This window comes from Saccharicrinis aurantiacus (assembly GCF_947489045.1).
GTDB classification, from domain to species: domain Bacteria; phylum Bacteroidota; class Bacteroidia; order Bacteroidales; family Marinilabiliaceae; genus Saccharicrinis; species Saccharicrinis aurantiacus.
In genome coordinates this window covers 16,446-35,793 of record NZ_CANLCN010000019.1, presented here as the reverse complement: position 1 = coordinate 35,793, position 19,348 = coordinate 16,446, and the positions used below count along the sequence as shown (strand labels likewise).

Annotated in this window: 1 protein-coding gene; it reads left to right on the top strand. The window is 37.9% G+C overall.

Going from position 1 to position 19,348, the window contains the following annotated elements; all coding sequences use genetic code 11:
• The first annotated feature begins 13 nt into the window (after positions 1 to 13).
• Entirely contained in the window at positions 14 to 19,333 is a 19,320-nt protein-coding gene (locus tag QMO11_RS17850) for a PKD domain-containing protein (protein ID WP_282038907.1), read from the top strand.
• Positions 19,334 to 19,348 lie beyond the last annotated feature (15 nt).

Genomic DNA, 19,348 nt, shown 5'->3' with positions numbered 1-19,348 from the left:
TAAAAATATTAGTATGATTAAACTATATACTCATTTCACAAGCTTAATTTCTTTGTCAATACATAGTTTGAAAGTTTGCCTTATTTTATTATTTATTGTTGTTGTTAGTTCTTTGAGCGCTCAAACAATGTCTACTTGTGGTGCTAGTTCAATAAATGGAGCTGATATTCTAGCGAATGCTTCTCCAGCCCCTATTTCTGGTCATGTGAATAATGGTCAGTGGGTTAGTCTCTCAGGTTTGACTTCAGATAATACTAGCTCGAATGCTGCAAATCATAATTTGTCTGGTTTTGTAGCTGGAAATACATATAGTGTTGTATGGGAGCATAACGGTGGAGGAGCAACGCAGTATTCTGTTGACATTGTTGTTACAGATGAAGTTACTGTTAGAACATGGGAGCCTAATAGTTTTGATGCTTGTACTGTTCCTTATAAAGCAAGTGTAAACTACGAGTTTACAGGTGCTGTAGGCTTTGATATTACTTATCAAAACCCCCAAGGATCCCATGTAGGAGCAAATATGCCTGCTGTTGCAACCTTGCCCGATAATAGTAATACGGATTATTTGGTTTCAACATCATGGCTATTAACTTCAGTAATTGACGCAAACGGTTGTGAAGCAACAAATCTTCCTCAAAGTGCTAATTTTAACCTTTCGGGAGTGCCATCTTTACAAACAATCACATGGAATAAAAACTGTGCACCATCAAATTCTACCATAACTCTTAACTCAAGTGAAGTAGGTATAACCTACGAACTTCGTAAGGATGGCACAATATATAGTCCCGGAGGTTCTTGGACCGGTGATGGTGGTTCACATTCATGGACAGTTAATACTCCTGGTTTATATGAAGTTTATGCATTAAATACCTGTGGAGGTAATGACCCTTTAATGACTAATGGTAGTGATAGAATTTATAGCACGCCAATAGCTCAAACAATTAGTATTGTTGAGGCAGGGCCACACTGTAATGGGAATACATACACAGTTAGATTGGCTAACTCAGAATCCGACGTTACTTATACATTATATAATCCATTTGGTAATGCAGTTACCACTGTAACTGGAAATGGGACTACTGTTTCGTTTGCTTCTGTTGTATTAACAGCAGGAACATATAGTGTAAGAGCAAATAACGTCAGTTGTGCCGATGTGAATATGCTTAATACTGTGGTTGTTGGAACAAGCCCAATAAAATACAATGTATCTGGAGGTACGCTATGTGAAGGTTCAACACTGATTGTAGGTCTCAGTAATAGTACTACTAATGTAAATTATACATTAATGTACGACGATGGTAGTTCTGTAATTTCAGGTCAGGTATTGGCAGGAACTAACTCATCGCTATCTTTTAATGGTGTCACAAATACCGGTACATATTGGGTAGAAGCTGAGGATGTATCAGGATCTCTTCCTGGTTGTAAGTCAACAATGAATGGAGTGGCTTCAATTAACGCTTTACCTGATGATTTGCCGTTGATTAATCAAGGGGTTGTTTGTCCTAGTGGCGAGGTTAAATTGGGGTCAACTGCAACACCTACAGACCCGAGTGTTAGCTACACTTTACTTCGTGATGGTAACCCAGTTTTAACTTTAAGTGGTAATGGAGGTGAACTCAATTTCGGATCACAAACAACAGAAGGGATCTATACTGTTCGTGCAAGTTCAGGAGGTTGTAGCCAAATGATGACTGGGGCTTTGCAGGTTCTTGCAAATCCCACTCCAGTAGCCTTAACAACAAATAAGGATAAATATTGTAGTTCAGATGCTACAACAGGCGTAATTTTATCATTAGGACCAGTAGAAAGTATTGTTGATTATCAGTTAGAGCGATTTGATGGTACAAATTGGATTTCTTATGGTGGGATTAGAAAAGGAAATGACGGTGATGTTATTACATGGACTGATATTACAGAAGGTGCATATCGAGTTGTAGGAAGTAACGCTGGAGGCTGTTCGCAATTGATGAGTGGTACTGTTATCATTACAGTTACAAACCCTCCTACAGCAAATGTAATTGCTCAAGCACCTATTAGACGATGTGAGAATGTACCTGGCACTTTTAATATTGAAGTGGTACTTACTGGTAACCCACCTTATAATTTCACATTAAAGGATGATAAAGGGGCAACCATTTCTACTGTATCTGGTCACCCTTCTAATAACTATACAATTATTGTTAATCCTTCAGATGCGGAAACTACATACAGTGTTGAAAACCTTAGTGATGCAGGTTTGTGTAGTCCTGTTAACGGATCTTCAATAGCAACAGTTTATGTTGACCCAGTACCCACAATAACTTTTGACCCTGCTATTCCAATGGTCTGTGAAGGGTCAACTATTGATATAACTGCAAATGGTGCAGGAGCCGGGGGTTCTTATACTTGGAGTGATGGTTTGGGAAGTTCGCAAACTATTACAGTTGGGCCAAACCCTCCTGGTAAAGATTATACTGTTATCGCATCAAGTGTACATGGTTGTACTAGTAATGAGTTAGTTCATGTTAAAGTGAATACATTACCTGTTGTTGATTTCACAACACCAGGAGATATTTATGTGTATTGCGAAAATAATGGCATAGTTCAGTTAACAGGTACCCCAACGGGAGGTAGTTTTGTTGGAACGGGGATGTTTGGTGATCAATTTGATCCTGCAGCAGCTAATATAGGAAGTAATTATATTACCTATAACTTTACAAGTGTTGAGGGGTGTACCAATTCTATTACAAAAGAGATAGTAGTGAATGAGGTGCCCGTTGTGCGTATTGATAATTTACGCCCTACTTATTGTTCTGATGCAGGTACGGTTACTATTAATGGTAGACCGGATGGTACGACCCCTGGTTCAGTAGGAAATTTTGAAGTAATAGGATCGATGTTAGATAAAGGTACCTGGTGGGATTCAACAGATGGTACTGCTACATTAAATGTTGGTGCTGCAATTGCAGCTTTGGGTGCTCCGTTGGATTTAACTTTCCGTTATACTTATACTGACCCTAGGGGATGCACAGCTTTTGTAGAAGAAACAACGACTTTGCTTGAGCCTGTTAACAACAATATTTATTTCACTGGTTTAACAGCAACATGTGAGCAGGATCCAGCAGTTACCTTAGTTGCTTACTTTAGAGATACAGGATTAGCCATAGGGGAAGGTACATATACTGGGCCTGGTATCTCAGATATTGGAAATGGTACTGCAGAATTTACACCTGCTGATGCAGGTAGTGGAACACATACGATTACTTATGATTATACAGATGCCAACGGGTGTTCTGGTTCTTATTCAGAATCAGTGACTATTGGTATTCCAATTGATATACCTGGTTTAGGTACAGAGTATTGTTCGGCTGATAACGGTCAATATTTATTAGAAGGTAGTGTAAATGGTAACCCTCCAGATCATAATGATGGAACAACCTTTGACGTAAATTATATTGGTGATGGCACAGGAGCTCCTGTGGTAGTTACAAAAAATGCAGGTAATGGTACTTACCATTTTAAACCTGCTACCTTGGCTAATACTACAGGCTTAGGTTTAGGTGATTATGAAGTCATCTATAGATATAATGCATCAGGGTGTAATAATTCAACAACTACTATTGTAAAAATTGTTGAGTCCGTAGACCCTACTTTCCTTATTGGTACAGAAACAGTACCTTCAACAGGGCAAACTAATTTTTGCGAAAATAGTGATCCTGTTATATTAAAACCAAAGGCAACTTTACCAAGTACGGCTGGTTCAAGTTTTACTGGTAATGGTGTTGGTGGAAATTATTTTGTACCAAATGATGCAAGTGTTGTATTTAAACCTAATGCAAATACTATTACACATACCATTTTAAATATAGTTAATGGTCTTACTTGTAAAACACAATCAACACGCGATGTATTTGTAACGCCAGTTAATGTGGCAATTAGTGGATTAAGTACTAGTTATTGTACCAATAGTGGAGACCAAAAAATTTCTGTGAGTGGTGCCGATGCTACCGATGGTTCTGCAACTTTTACTGCTACATTAAATGGAAGTACCACAAGTTTCTTAACAGACAATTCTGATAATACAGCTACTATAAAACCTTCAGTAGGTGCTGGAATTTATGAAGTTACCATGGAGTTTACTAAAACTTCCGATGGTTGTAAAACAACAGTTGTTGAATTGGTTGAGGTGTTTGCTGCCAATCCGGTTACTTTTTCAGGTGTTGCCGATGGGGACGAAATTTGTCAGTCTTCAGCAGAGATTACATTAAGAGGCGATATGCCCAATGGAGGTATTGGTAATTTTGTTGAGGATGCTCCTGGTATTAGTAATACAGGAATTGATGATTTAGGTAATACTGTTATTGCAAATGATGGAGTTGGAATTTTCACACCAAGTGCAATGCCATTAACACCTTACACCATTACTTATGAATATACAAATGCCGATGGTTGTATCACAAGTGCACAAAAAACAATTGATGTTGTTGGTGATCCATCTACACTTTATAGTGTAACGGGTGGCGGAGCATATTGTGATGATGCTACAGATAAAGGAGTTGTTGTAGGTTTAAGTGGTTCAAATACAGGAGTTACCTACGAATTGCTTTTAGGTGGTTTGAGCTTAACACCTAAAGTATTGTTTGATGGCAATGGTACTGCTTTCAATTTTACTAAAAATCAAGATGGTACTGGAGGTGATCAACTATTTGATATTGAAGGTTATTACACTGTAAGTGCAGTGCAAAATAATTGTAATGCATTAATGACAGGAAGTGTTCTTATTGAACAGTATGAATTGGTTCTGCAGGAAGAATCTAAAACTGACATTACTTGTATTGGAGCTGATGATGGTACGGTTACCTTAAAAACTACTGGTGGAAGTGGTGCTTATGAGTATTCTATTGACGGAGGTACGACTTGGCAAAGTTCAAATGTGTTTTCCGGTTTAACCGATGGTACGCACCAGTTTTCAGTAAAGGAAGTTACAAACCCTCCTGCATGCGAAAAGATAAATACCCTGAGTGTTTCAATTGTAGAACCAAGTGCAATTGTGGTAATAGAAGATGCCACCCAAAATATCAAAGTGGGTTGTACACCATGTACTGCAGGTCTCGACTGTGAAGGTTCAGCAACAATCACTATAACGGGAGGTAATCCAGATTTTACTACATATCCAGGAGTTGGTTATAAAATTCAATGGTCAACAGGTGGTGCTGACCTAACGGAAACTGGTATGCCAGTCGGTCAACATAGTGTTATTGTTACTGATGGAAATAGTTGTAGTGAGAGTATAAATGTTGAGATTTTATCAAATGATCCTATATTATTAATTGAAGAGATTATTTATCATAAAGATAATTTTTGTAATGGAGCTGCGGAAGGCGTTTTTGTTGTGAGAGCTCAAGGTGGTTCAGGAACTTTTCAGTTTAATTTATCTGATCCAGCTCTTTCACCAAACACTTGGGTGGAGAGTAATTTTGGCGCTATAGGTTCAGAATATGAAGTGCGTAATTTAAATGCTGCCTTACATAATATTTGGGTTCGTGATAAAAATCCAATGTACCAAAGGTGTATTATTCAAATTCCAAATCCTATTGAGATTACAGAACCTGCAGCACTTGCATTAATTGAAGAATCTCAAATTGGAATTACTTGTAATGCTGCTACCGATGGTAGTTTTATTGTAAGAGCTTCAGGAGGTTCTGGAGATTATAATTTTACAACAGATAATCCGGCTATTGTACCTGTACCAAATTGGAAACCAGCTAATAACGCAATAGATGGATATGAGCTTACAGGTTTAGGAACAGGAAAATATAGTGTTTGGGTACAAGATGCTAAAGCAACAACCTGTACTTTTGCAACTGTAGATGTGCAACTTGCTGATGTTGATCCACTTGGCCTGACCTTGATAGAACATACGGATGTGTTGTGTTATTCGGACAATACAGGACGTATTGAAGTTTTAGCTAAAGGAGGGAGTGGTAATTATGTTTACTCATGGAGTGATGGGGGTGGTATTATTTCCTCTGTTCCATTTATCGAGAATCGAACAGCAGGAATATATACTTTAACAATTACAGATACCAATCCAAATTCATGTAGCCCATTTGTGCAAAGTTTCACAATTACTGAACCTGTTGATTTACCCTCAGTAACAAATATCTCTATCATTGATACAGATTGTGCTGCTCAGGCAACAGGATCAATTAGTCTGAAAGTTGTTGGAGGTACAAGCCCTTACGAAATTATTTGGAGCAACAATGTAAAGAATGTAGAAAAAATTGAAAATCTAAATCCAGGTACTTACAGCATATTAGTTAAAGATGCGAATGGTTGTATTTTTGAAAATTCATCAAATCCATTTGTAGTTAAAAGTTTAGATAATATTATTCTAGAACGTGCAGTTAGTCCTACTCATAATAATTGTTTCGGAAGCAGTGATGGGACATTAAATGTTAAGGTTGAAGGCGGTTCTGGAAATTATGAATTCAGATTGGATGGTCCGATAATTCGTGATTGGACGCCAACAATACCATCGGGAACTGATGAGTTTACTTTTAAAAATCTTCCTGCAGGAGGATATGTATTAGAAGTGCGCGATGTTAATAACAATAATTGTAGTTATACTTTAGGGACTTATACAATTACAGAACCTTCAGAAATTACACTTTCATTATTAAATTCTGAAGATGTAGATTGTTTTGGCTCAAGTACGGGTAGTATAGAGGTAGAAGCTAAAGGTGGTTCAGGAGAATATGACTATAGTTTAGATAATGGAGCAACTTGGTTAAATGCCAAACTATCTGGTATACATAAGTTTACGGATCTTAGTTCAGGAACATATTATATTAAGGTTCGTGATTATCAGCTGCTTTCTTGTGAGAGTAATGCAATAGTAACTCATCAAATATCTCAACCAGAGGAACTTAAGATTAAGAATATCAAGGTTAATCCAGTTTCGTGTTTCTCGGCTAATGATGGTACAATCACAGTTACAGGGCAAGGAGGATCTGGTAATTATGATTACTATTGTGTAGAAACAGCAACGTGGCAATCAAATAATGTATTCAGCCTTCCAAGAGGAACTTATACTTTTATTATTCAAGAACAAAGCTTGCCAGGTTGCGCTTCTGCTAAATCAGACCCTGTGGAAATGACTAGTCCATTAGACTATAATACCACAGCGATAGCAACTGATGTTCAATGTTTTGGTGCTAATGATGGAATAATAGAATTTGATACTAAATATAGCAATGGAAGTGGAGGTGTTTTTCAATACTCCATAGACAATGAGCTAACATGGCACGACTCACCAATCTCAAATCTTGCTCCAGGTCTATTTACCGTAATAGTAAAGGATGTAAATAATGGCTGTAAAAAAACTTTAACATCAGATGTTAGAATCATAGAGCCTTCTGAACTTACTTACACCGAAGATTTTATAAATGATATAACCTGTTTTGGAGATGCTGATGGAGAAATTAAAGTTACTGCTAAAGGTGGCACTGGTACAATTGCTTACCAATGGAGTGGAGTCTCTGATGCTAATGGTGGAAAAACCAATCACGTAACTAACTTAAGCGCAGCTGACTATTCAGTTTCTATTACAGATGACAATGGGTGTTTCATAAACCCAAAACCAATTTTTACTGTCGCTGATGTTACAGATATTGTTGCAGATTTTACACCAACACATATTGCTATTGGCGGTCAGAATACTGGCTCTATTGTAATTAATACAATTACTGGTGGTCCAAGTACTACATACTCTGTGGTTTGGGAAGATGGTTCAACAGGAATGTCAAGAACAGGTTTGTCTGCTGGAGTTTATTCATTTACAGTGACTAGTGGAACTTGCACGAAGTTTTACGAAATTACTTTAATCGATGAATCAGCCCCGCTTGATTTTAATTTAACTGCAACGGATGCCGAATGTTTTTCTTATAATGGGAATATTGAAGTAAGTATTACTTCGGGTAATCCTAATTATGATATTACTTGGTATAAAGCAGGTGTTCAGATAGGTAATGATAATACTGCTAACATTATTTATAATATTCCTGTTGTGGCAGGTAACTATGAGGTTACAGTAAAAGATAATGCAGGAGCTGAACTTACCAAGACTGTTGCTGTATATGAGCCGAAAGAATTTTTAGCGCAGATTAATATTCTTACAGATATTGTTTGTTTTGGAGATCAAGGCTCACTATCCGTAACATTAAGTGGTAAGGGTTGGGATTTTGACAATGATGCAAATAATTATTCGGTGGCTTGGAAAGATCCTGATGGATTAGACTTTGGTGCTGGTACATTAGCCGCTGAAGGCGTTCAGACAAATTTACTAAAACCAGGGCCTTATGCAGTTAAGGTATATTATAACAGTACACCAACTTGTGTTCAAGAATTAAGGGGAGAATTGTCTGATCCGAAAGAGCTAGGACATACTGAACTTGTAAAACCTGTAACCTGTAATGGTGGTAGTGATGGAAGTATTGCTATTTCACCAACAGGTCGCCCTTCTGGTCATGGTTTTATATATTCTTGGCAAGCTTCATATGATGGAGGAGCTAGTTGGGGTGCACTTAGTGATGTTACCTCAACCATAACTGGTAAACCTGCAGGGCTTTACATAGTAACCATTCAATCAGCAAGTTCTGCCTGTAGTTATACATCGGATCCTATTGAAATAAAAGAGCCAGCTGCTATAGCTGCTACTATTTCAAAAAGTGATATTATCACGTGTAATGGTGATGACTCAGGTATCATTCAAATTGATAATATTACTGGAGGGGCAATGCCTTACAAATATTACCTCAACGGAGTAGAGAAACAGTTAGGTCCAAACGTTACCAATGAGATTATTACAGGCCTAGATGCACAGGCGTATGGTGTTGTCATTAAGGATGTTAATGGTTGTGAAAGTAGCTTATACTCAGGTGTAATTACAGAACCTGTTCCCTTACAACTTAATGTGACAAGCGCTACAATTGATTGTGATAATGCCAATTCAGGATCGCTTATTTTTACGATAGAAGGTGGTAGAGAAAATAATATTTCAGGACATCAAAACTATGGTGTTGTGGTTAGTCCAAGTGGCAAAGCAGATATAGTAATTGGTTCGGTTTCTAATCCGTCAGGGGGAGCAATTACAGTTAATGACCCATTACTACAAAGCTTAGAACCTAATGACTATACTATTAAGGTAATTGATATTGAGTCAAATGCTACCAATAAATGTGTTGTTGAAGAATCCGTAACGCTTGAATTAATAGATGTTACTGCAACAGAAACTAATGCGACCTGTTTTGGTGTAAATAATGGATCAATTAGTAACGTTCAAGTTATAGGAACTAGTGGTAATTATACTTTTACCTGGAGTTCTACTGATGGTGGTACTGGTTTTGATTCTAATAATTTAAATCAATCTGGTTTATCTATAGGTACTTATACCTTAAGTATAAAAGATTTAGATAGAGGGAATTGTGTTGTTGATTTCGACTTTGTGATTGATTATGACAATACAATTGAGATTGAAGGTACCGTTACTGACGTGGTTTGCAACGGCGAAAAGTCAGGAGCTATTACTATTCATAATATAAAGGATGAAGGTACTAACAGTATTTACTCTTGGTCAGGACCACCATCATTTGTATTTGTAGATCCTTCTCAATTAAACCAAGCACAACTAATTTCAGGTGGATATACCTTATCTGTTGAAACAACAATAAGCACTACTTCAGGTACTGAGCAGTGTAAAGCTAGCGAAGGTTTCACTGTAAATGAGCCTGGAGCAATTACCTTTACGTCTTATTTCGAAGTAACTAATTGTGATCCTTACCAACGTACCTTAAAGGTTGATAATGTGAGTGGTGGATCAGGAGCCTATGATTATAAGTGGGTTGGACCTCCATTTAACCCTGCAGTTCCTGTAGATCCTACAAGTGTTCTTATCTCTGAAGGGGGAGATTATGCTATCACTGTTAAAGACAAAAACCTTTGTGAAAAGTCTAAGTTGGTTTCTGTTCCAATGGAAATGTCTATCAACCCAACTGTAAATGGAGTTAGTTGTAATGGTGGAAATACGGGAAGTATTGTTTTGAACTTAAGTGGTGGTAATACCGTTAATGCCTTTTCTTTTGCATGGACGGGACCAGATGGTTATACGTCTAGTAATAGAAATATTGATAACTTATATGCTGGTGATTATACTGTAATTATAACGGATCTAAATGAAGCAGATGCTTCTGCATCTTGTTCAAGAACATATAAAATAAATATTCCAGAACCATCACCAATTGTTGTTGATCCGACCATTGTTAATACTTCCTGTTTTGGAATGTCTGATGGTCAAATTGAAATTGAAGTTTCTGGAGGTACTGCCCCGTATACTTATAATTGGAATCCTGTTGTTGGAGCTAATGTAAGTACCGATAAAAATCAATATAATTTACCTGCAGACATCTATACGGTAACTGTAGTTGATGCTACAGCTTGTAGCACTACAGCTAACATTGAAGTTAAGCAAGATGATGAGATAACTTTATCCACAAACGTGACCGAGACTATTTGTGCAGGAACAGGTGGCGCAATTGATCTAACTGTTGCTGGCGGATCTGGAAGTGGTTTTACTTATGATTGGAGTTCAGCAGACGGCAGTGGTTTAGTGCAAGGTGCGCAAGATCAGACGAATCTTACCGGAGGTACCTATTCTGTAACAGTTTCTGATACAGGTGATGGACGTTCCTGTACTGCTAGTATCTCTGAGACTTTAACGCATAAAATATCCATTATTAATGAGTATGTTACAGATGTTACATGTTTGGGGAATAATGACGGAGCTATTTCGTTGGATGTTATTGGTGGTGATGGTAACTATTCTTATTTCTGGACAGTTATTTTAGGTGATGATACTCGTATTGTTCAAGGTGAGCGAAATCAAACAGGTTTAAGTGAAGGTACTTATCAGATTACTATTACCGATGGTAGAGTAGACGCAAGCGGGACAGATTGTGCTATTACAAAGCAATATGTTGTTGTTGCAAATAATATATTAGATGTAACGGTGGCAGTTTCAGATTCTAAAATGTGTTACAATGAGCCTAACGGACAACTTGAAGCCACTGTTACAGGTGGTTCAGGTACCTATAATTATACTTGGAACGGTGTAAGTGGAACCAATGTGTTATCTAATGTAGCGCAAGGTACTTATCAGCTCAAAGTTGAAGATGTCGTATTAGGGTGTAGCTGGGTTCGTTCGTACGAGGTAAAAGGACCTGATGCTCCTTTAAGCATTGATAATATTGATGTAATAGATGTGCTTTGTTATGGCGAAGCTACTGGCGAAATTAAAGTTCTAGTATCGGGAGGTACAAAGGGGGCTAATGGCGATGGATATACCTATTCTTGGTCTGGCCCTTCAATTGCTACTGGCAGTAATCCAACAGGCTTAGTGTCTAGTGATGATAAAACACCTGATCATTATAAACTTACTGTTACAGATGCTAATGGTTGTGATATTGAGTCGAATGAAATTTATATACATCAACCTGATGCTTATTTGCAAATATCTAATCCTATTATCACTGATGTTACAGTAACTGGTGGTAATGATGGGGAAATATTGGTTGATATTACAGGAGGTACAGGAACTCCAGATTTGGAATGGTATAATTCTGCTGGTACAAAAGTAGGAACTACTAATCCACTTGAAAAACTTGTTGCAGATACTTATCGACTTGTCGCTACAGATCAAAATGGTTGTTCAACCGAGTTAACTAATCAAAAGGTTGTTGAACCTGGTGAGGCACTCGATTTCAAGTATGTGGTGCATCAAATTAGCCCATGCCAAAATGCAAATAATGGTGAAATTCATATTAATAGAATTTATGGAGGTACTCCCATTACTGATACAAAATACCGTATTCAGGTAAATGGTCCAGACGTAAATGTAGATGAAGAAGCCACTGTAAAAAGTTTAATCAATTTAAAGGCGGGTGATTATTTGATTAAGATTACTGATAAGAACGATGTTTTCGTAGAGGAAACTGTAACTATTATTAATCCTGATAAACTAGAAATTACCACTAAAAAGATCAGCGATGTTGATTGTTTTACTGGTACAACAGGAGTTATTGAAGGGCTTGTTTTAGGAGGGACTCCTGATGCGGCAGATAATTACTTTGTTAGTATTATTAGTGATGAGGGTTACTCTAGCTCTAATGCAACAGTAAAAGAAAATACACCTTTTACCTTCTCTAATTTGCCGGCAGGTAACTATACAATTTCAGTTAGAGATCATGCCGATAGTTTTGATACTAAGGTGCCTAAGCGTGGTTATTGCGAGGCTTCAGATACCAAGTTAATTACACAACCATATGCTACTGTTGAACTAACAGCAATTGGCGGAGTTGAAGAAATTTGTGATGGCGAAGAGTTTAACATGGCCATAAATACCATCAATTGGGATTTTACAAAAGGAGGTTTTAAAGTATCTATTTACGATGGTTTTAGCACCATAGAACGTGAAGTTAACGAAACACCTTATGTAGTTACAGTCACACCAACAACATCTCGTAATTACGAAATAACAAAGTTGTTTGATCTTAGTGATGCAGGATGTTTAAAAGGCGATATAGTAGATAGCAAAGTAATACTACAAGTAAACCAATTGCCGCAAGGTAGTATTTCTGGGCCTAACGAGGTCTGTGAAGATGGAGAAGTTACTTTGATTACTACTTTGTCAGGTATGAAGCCATTTGATATCACATGGATTGATAGTAATAATGGAACATCTAATACAGAGACTATCGATGCTTATAAGTATACCTTTACGGATAAGCCTGCAGGTAATGCCAGCTATCAAATATTAAATATTACAGATGCAAATACTTGTTCAAATTCAGGAAGTGGCGTTGTTGATGTAACAGTCAATGATAAGCCAGTTGCTAATCTATCTGGAAGTACTTCTATTTGTATTGGAGAAACAACTCCTTTAGTTATAGATTTCTCAAGCGGAATTGCGCCATATACGACAACTTATGAAGTGAATGGCATAGAAGGTACGCTTGTGATACCTGCATCAGCGTTAAAAGGAGCACAATATACCTGGAATGTTAGACCAACAATTACTAGTGATTATGAAATTACAGCTATAGTTGATGTCAAAGGATGTGTTATGGATGTAGTAACACCTATTACAGCACGTGTAGTCGTAAATCAACTCCCAGAACGGATTGCTGAGATTAAAAGTACGATTGATATAACAGGAGTCTGCCAAGGACTCCAAAATGTTGACTATTCTGTGGATCCTGTTCAGTATGCTACTAATTATGTTTGGACACCGCCAGTTGGGGTCACTATCCTCTCTGGAAATGGAACAACAAATATTTTAACTAATATAGAGCGCGATTTTACAGGCGGATATATGCAAGTATATGCTGAGAATGCATGCGGTGCAAGTATCGTTAGCGAGAAGTGGATTACTGCAAATCTACTTCCTGATGCTATACTAGTTGCACCATCAGGACCAACTAATCTTTGTGAAGGAGAAAAAGGACTTGTATATAGTATTACTCCCGTAGCTAATGCTACAGCTTATGAATGGGATTTACCAGCTGGTTTATTGTTAAATGGTGATGGTACAGGAACTTCTATCTTGGTTGACTTAGACCCTAATGTACCTTCTACTGTTGGTGATATTAAGGTACGTCCATTAAACAGTTGTAGTACTACAGAGCCTTGGTCTCCTGTTTTAACAGTAACCGTAACGGCTTTACCTATTCCTGATGCAGGTGTAGATGAAAGAATATGCGGTACAACTTATACTTTAGATGCTGCAACACCAGGTACGAATGAGGAAGGTGAGTGGAAAATTATAAAAGGCTCGGGTCAGTTTGTTAATAATGCTGATAAGGTGTTGCCAAACGCTGCAGTTTATAATCTATCGCAAGGGGAAAATATATTTGTTTGGACGCTAAAAAGTTCTGTTAGTGGATGTGAGAGAAGTGACGATGTAATTATAAATAATGATCAATTAACTGTTACAGCTATAGTAGATCAAAGTCCGGTTTGTGGTGGCGAGGCTACGCTAATAGGTACACCACTTTCTTCTTTAGTAGGAGCGGATAATGGACTTTGGAGCTTTGTTTCTGGTGATGGAGTAATTGTAGATGCATCTAATGATCGTACTTTAGTTAGAAATCTAAATCAAGGTTTAAACACTTTGCGATGGACAGTTCGAAAAGGAGCTTGTGATAGTTACGCAGAGGTGGATGTGATGAATAATAATCCTTCGGAATCCATTATTTACGATGCTACCGGTGCAAAAGTATCTATAATTGATTTGCCTTGTAAAAGTAATTCAACAAACCTAGTTGGCAGTACTCCTTTACCTGAGGAAAAAGGATATTGGAGAATAGAGTCTGGTCAAGTAAACATAGGTGATTTAAATAGTGTCGATATTTCGATTACTAACATACAAAAAGGAGATCATATTTTAAGTTGGAATATACTTAGAGGAGGTTGTTTATCAACAAGCTTAGTGATGATAAGAAACAATGCCTTGGATGTAGATGCGGGTATTGATAATTTCACTTGTGATGGAACTTATAATTTAGAGGGTACAGAACCAGTTGCAGATAATGCTGAAACGGGTATGTGGACCTCTGATAGTGGAGCTTCTTTTGTTGATGCTTCATTGTATAATACCCAGGTAACAAATATGGCTGGAGGAGATAATACTTTTGTATGGACCTTAACGCGTAATGGTTGTTCTTCCGAAGCAACAGTAACCATTAGAAATGATAAACCGCAAGAAGCTGCTATAGTTGGTGATGTAACAGAAATTGAAATATGTGGTGATTCGATCATATTATCAGCAGTTCCAGTATTACCAGATATGGGTATTGGAGTGTGGAGTGTAATAAGCGGTTCGGGGCTTATTGTAGATCCTTTAGATCCGAATACTAAAGTTAAGGGTATCGGACAAGGTGAAAGTATATTTAGATGGACAGTCGCTCTAAATTCTTGCCAAAATTATATTGATTTCAAAGTAATAAACCTTATGGTGGATGCCTATGCAGGACCTGATCAATCGGTTTGTCGTGCTATTGCCTATTTAGATGCAACAGCACCAACTGTTGGAATAGGTGAGTGGAATGTAGTTCCTGGTGAAGGGGCAGCAAGCTTTCATCCTAATAAATTAGACCCTAAAGCAGTAGCTGATTTAGCCGTTGGAGTAAATAAGTTAGTCTGGACTGTTTCAAATGGGACTTGTGTTTCTCGCGATACTGTTGTTATTGCTGTTAATAAACCAGGTCCGGTTAATGCAGGATCAGACCTAAGTGTTCCAGGTGATTTTGCACAGTTAGATGCTGTTGCTCCTGATGTTGGAAAAGGAACATGGTCAGTTGTTGAGGGGGCAGGTGATTTTAGTAATCCTAATATTATTAACCCTACAGTTACAGGTGTGCGTCAGGGGAATAATATTTATCGTTGGACAGTTAGTTATCTAGGATGTTCAGAATATGATGAAGTTGTAGTAACCAATGGTACCATACCTCCAGCAGACGCTGGGGCAGACATTACTACTTGTGATGATTATACAAAGTTAAGTGCTAACGATCCTGCTGTAGGGCTTGGAGAATGGACTGTTAAAACGGGTAGTGGCTATTTCGATGATATTAGAGATCCAAAATCCAATGTATTAAACTTGGCTCAAGGCGATAATGTATTTGTTTGGACAATTTATTATACCAACGGATCATCATCTGATGAAGTAATCGTAACAAGTAATAAGCCTTCGGATGTAAATGCAGGCATAGATGATAGAGTATGTTCAAACGAAGCTTTGTTAGACGGAAGACAGCCTGGTTTCTCTCATGAAGTTGCCACATGGTCTGTTTTATCGGGCGGAGGTATTTTTGATGATGCAAATGATGTTAAAACAACCGTTAGAGGTTTAGCACCAGGACAAAATATTATTAAGTTAGAAATCAATAATAATGATTGTATAGAAACTGATACCGTAAGAGTATTTAATGATACACCATCTGTAGCAGATGCAGGCCCTGATCAAACAGTTTGTGCTGATTCTGTTGAGGTGCGTCCAATTAGTCCACAATATGGAGTAGGTAAATGGCGTGTAATAAAAGGACAGGGAACAGGGAAAGATGGTGGAGAGATAACTGGGCGTTGGATTTATAATTTGGCACCAGGAGAAAATATCTTCGAGTGGTACGTACATGTTGAGGGTGCGCAGCCAAACTGTGAATCAACTGATCGGGTAACTATAATTAATAATCAACCTTCAGTTTCTTATGCAGGTCAAGACAGAACTGTTTGTGAAGATAGAGTAATGTTATCCGGAAGTGCTGCTATTGATGGAGTAGGAACTTGGGAGTTATTAACAGGTGCAGGTACTATAGTGGACCCTTCAAATAACCTTACAGAGGTAACTGGTTTAGGGAAAGGAAGGAATCGTTTTAAGTGGACCATCGATAACAATGGTTGTACCTCTGAGTCTGAAGTAGAAATATCGTATGACTTAATTGAAGCTTTTGCAGGTTTTGATATGCCGCCACTATGTTCAGATACAGTTGTGTTGGCAGCTAATGAGCCATTCCCAGGTACTGGATCGTGGTCCATTATAGGAGGCAGCGGATCTGCTCACTTTACAAATGATAATGGAGATTCTGATGTAAATAACCCTTATGCTACAGTTAGAGATTTAGATAGAGGTCCTAATAAATTGGTTTGGACTATCTCTTATAATAACTGTGTATCAACAGATGAGATCATCATTACCAATGATATGCCAAGTACTGCAATTGCAGGTGATAATGTTGCCCTTTGCGATAATACAGTTACACTAGGTGCTTCAACTCCTAATATTGGTGATGGAGTTTGGACTACACAAAATGGAGGTGGTGATTTTGTTGATATAAATTCTCCTACAACACAAGTTAATAATCTTAGGTTTGGAGATAACATATTCCGTTGGACAGTTACGCATAATTCATGTTCATCATACTCTGATGTGCAGGTATCTTATAATAAAATACAAGCAGATATTACTCAGAAATTTGTTGAGATCTGTACAGACGAAACCATACTGACAGGTAATAATGCAAGTCCAGGTAATGGAGAGTGGACTGTATTAAGTGGTAATAGTCAGGCTAAATTTGATGATAATACAAATCCTACAACTAGGGTTTATGATTTAGCGAGAGGAACCAACAGATTGCAATGGAAGATTTCTCATAAAGGCTGCGATACATTTGATGAAGTTGAAATTATTAATCACAACCCTAGTACCTCATATGCAGGGGCAACGCAAGAGTTGTGTGTTGAAAATACAACACTAAGGGCTACAGCGCCTGCCGTTGGTACAGGTACATGGTCTATCTTATCAGGTATGGCTACCATAAGCGATGTGAATAGCAATACACCAAGTGTTACAAATCTTTCCAAAGGAGAAAATAAATTCTTATGGACGATCACAAGTGCAAACGGTATGTGCTCTAATCGTGATGAAGTGAGCGTTTATAACAATGTACCATCAATACCTTATGCAGGAGATGATGGTGAGTTCTGCTCACCTACTGTAACTCTTAAGGCAGCAACTCCTGATTATGGAGATGGACTATGGTCTATTATCGAAGGTGGCGGTAATTTTGATGATCCAACTTTACCACAAGCTACTATTACTAATCTTCAAGAGGGGGTTAATAAGTTCTTATGGACAATCTCAGTGCGAAATAATAATGGAGATATAGGTTGTAGTGAAAGTGATGAAGTAACTATCATCAACAATACGCCAACTCCTGCAAATGCAGGCCCTGATGTTGAAGATTGTAAAGATTATGCATTGCTTGATGCCAATTCGCCTTCACAGGGTACTGGTTCGTGGTCAGTGATATCGGGTAATGCAGTATTTGCTGATGCAAGCGATCCAAAAACTCGAGTAGATGGTTTAACTTTTGGTGAAAATGTGCTACAGTGGAAAATTGAGAATGGAAACTGTACTTCAGTGGATGAAGTGATCATATTTAATCAAGTACCAACGCAAGCTGATGCGGGTGTTGATAAAACTACGTGTGATAATTATTATCCACTCAATGCAAACGAACCACTATTTGGTATCGGAGAGTGGACCGTAATTAGCGGAAAAGGAACGTTTGAAGATATTAATGACCCAGCATCTGTTGTTACAGGATTGGGCTTAGGAGAAAATAAACTGAAATGGACAATCACCTACGGAGGTTGCTCTACTGAAGATGTGGTTATTATTGAAAGTAATAAATCAACGCCATATGCGGGTGAAGATGCCATTAGTTATGAATCAACATATGAAATGAAAGCATCTAATCCGGGATCAAGAAGTGCAGAGTGGTCGGTTGTTGCAGGTACTGGTGATTTTGAAGATAAAACGTTCTATAATACAAAAGTAAATAACCTTACAGAGGGTATCAATACTTTTAAATGGACGATGAATGTAAATGGGTGTGTTACTTCTGATGATGTGAGTATTGAGTACAGAGTAGTGCCGAATGCAAGTTTCAAATCGAGTCAGACTCATGGCTGTGTTCCATTGGACGTAGAGTTTACGAACTTATCAGTTGGCGGCTATTCTTTCCTTTGGGACTTCGGACAAGGAGATGATGTGGCAGGAAATAACGCTACTACCCGAAATGCTAAATATACCTTTACTACACCGGGTACTTATACCGTAACACTTACAGTTCAAGGTCCTGATGGGGAAGATGGTATATTTACTGAAGAACTAGTTATTCATGAGTTGCCAAAAGCTGATTTTCATTATGGGCCGGATATCGTATATACACCAAATGGAGCATTAGATTGTCGCAGTCTTGCTATCGGAGCAGTAAAACATTTTTGGGACTTTGGAGATGGAGCAACATCAGAAGAAGTAAATCCTCGATATAAGTACCCAGAAATAGGCGTATATTCTTTATCTCTATATGTAGAGAGTGAATTTGGTTGTGAACATGATACTACTTTAATTGATGCTGTAACGGTTAAGAAAGAAGGTTTTGTTGCTTTCCCAACGGCCTTTACTCCGAGGTCAGATGGAGGTAACGGAAGTTCATCAGGTGGAGTACAGGATAATAGTGTATTTAAACCAGTGTATAAAGATGTAGATCGATATAAGCTTCAGATATTCAATAGGTGGGGGCAATTAATCTACGAAAGTACAGACATAGAAGAGGGCTGGAATGGATTTTTCAATAACCAATTGTCGCCACAGGCCGTATATGTTTGGAAAGCATCTGGGGTATACAATAGTGGTAGATCATTTAATGATGCAGGAAGCGTCTTGTTAGTACGATAGTTAACCAATTATCAC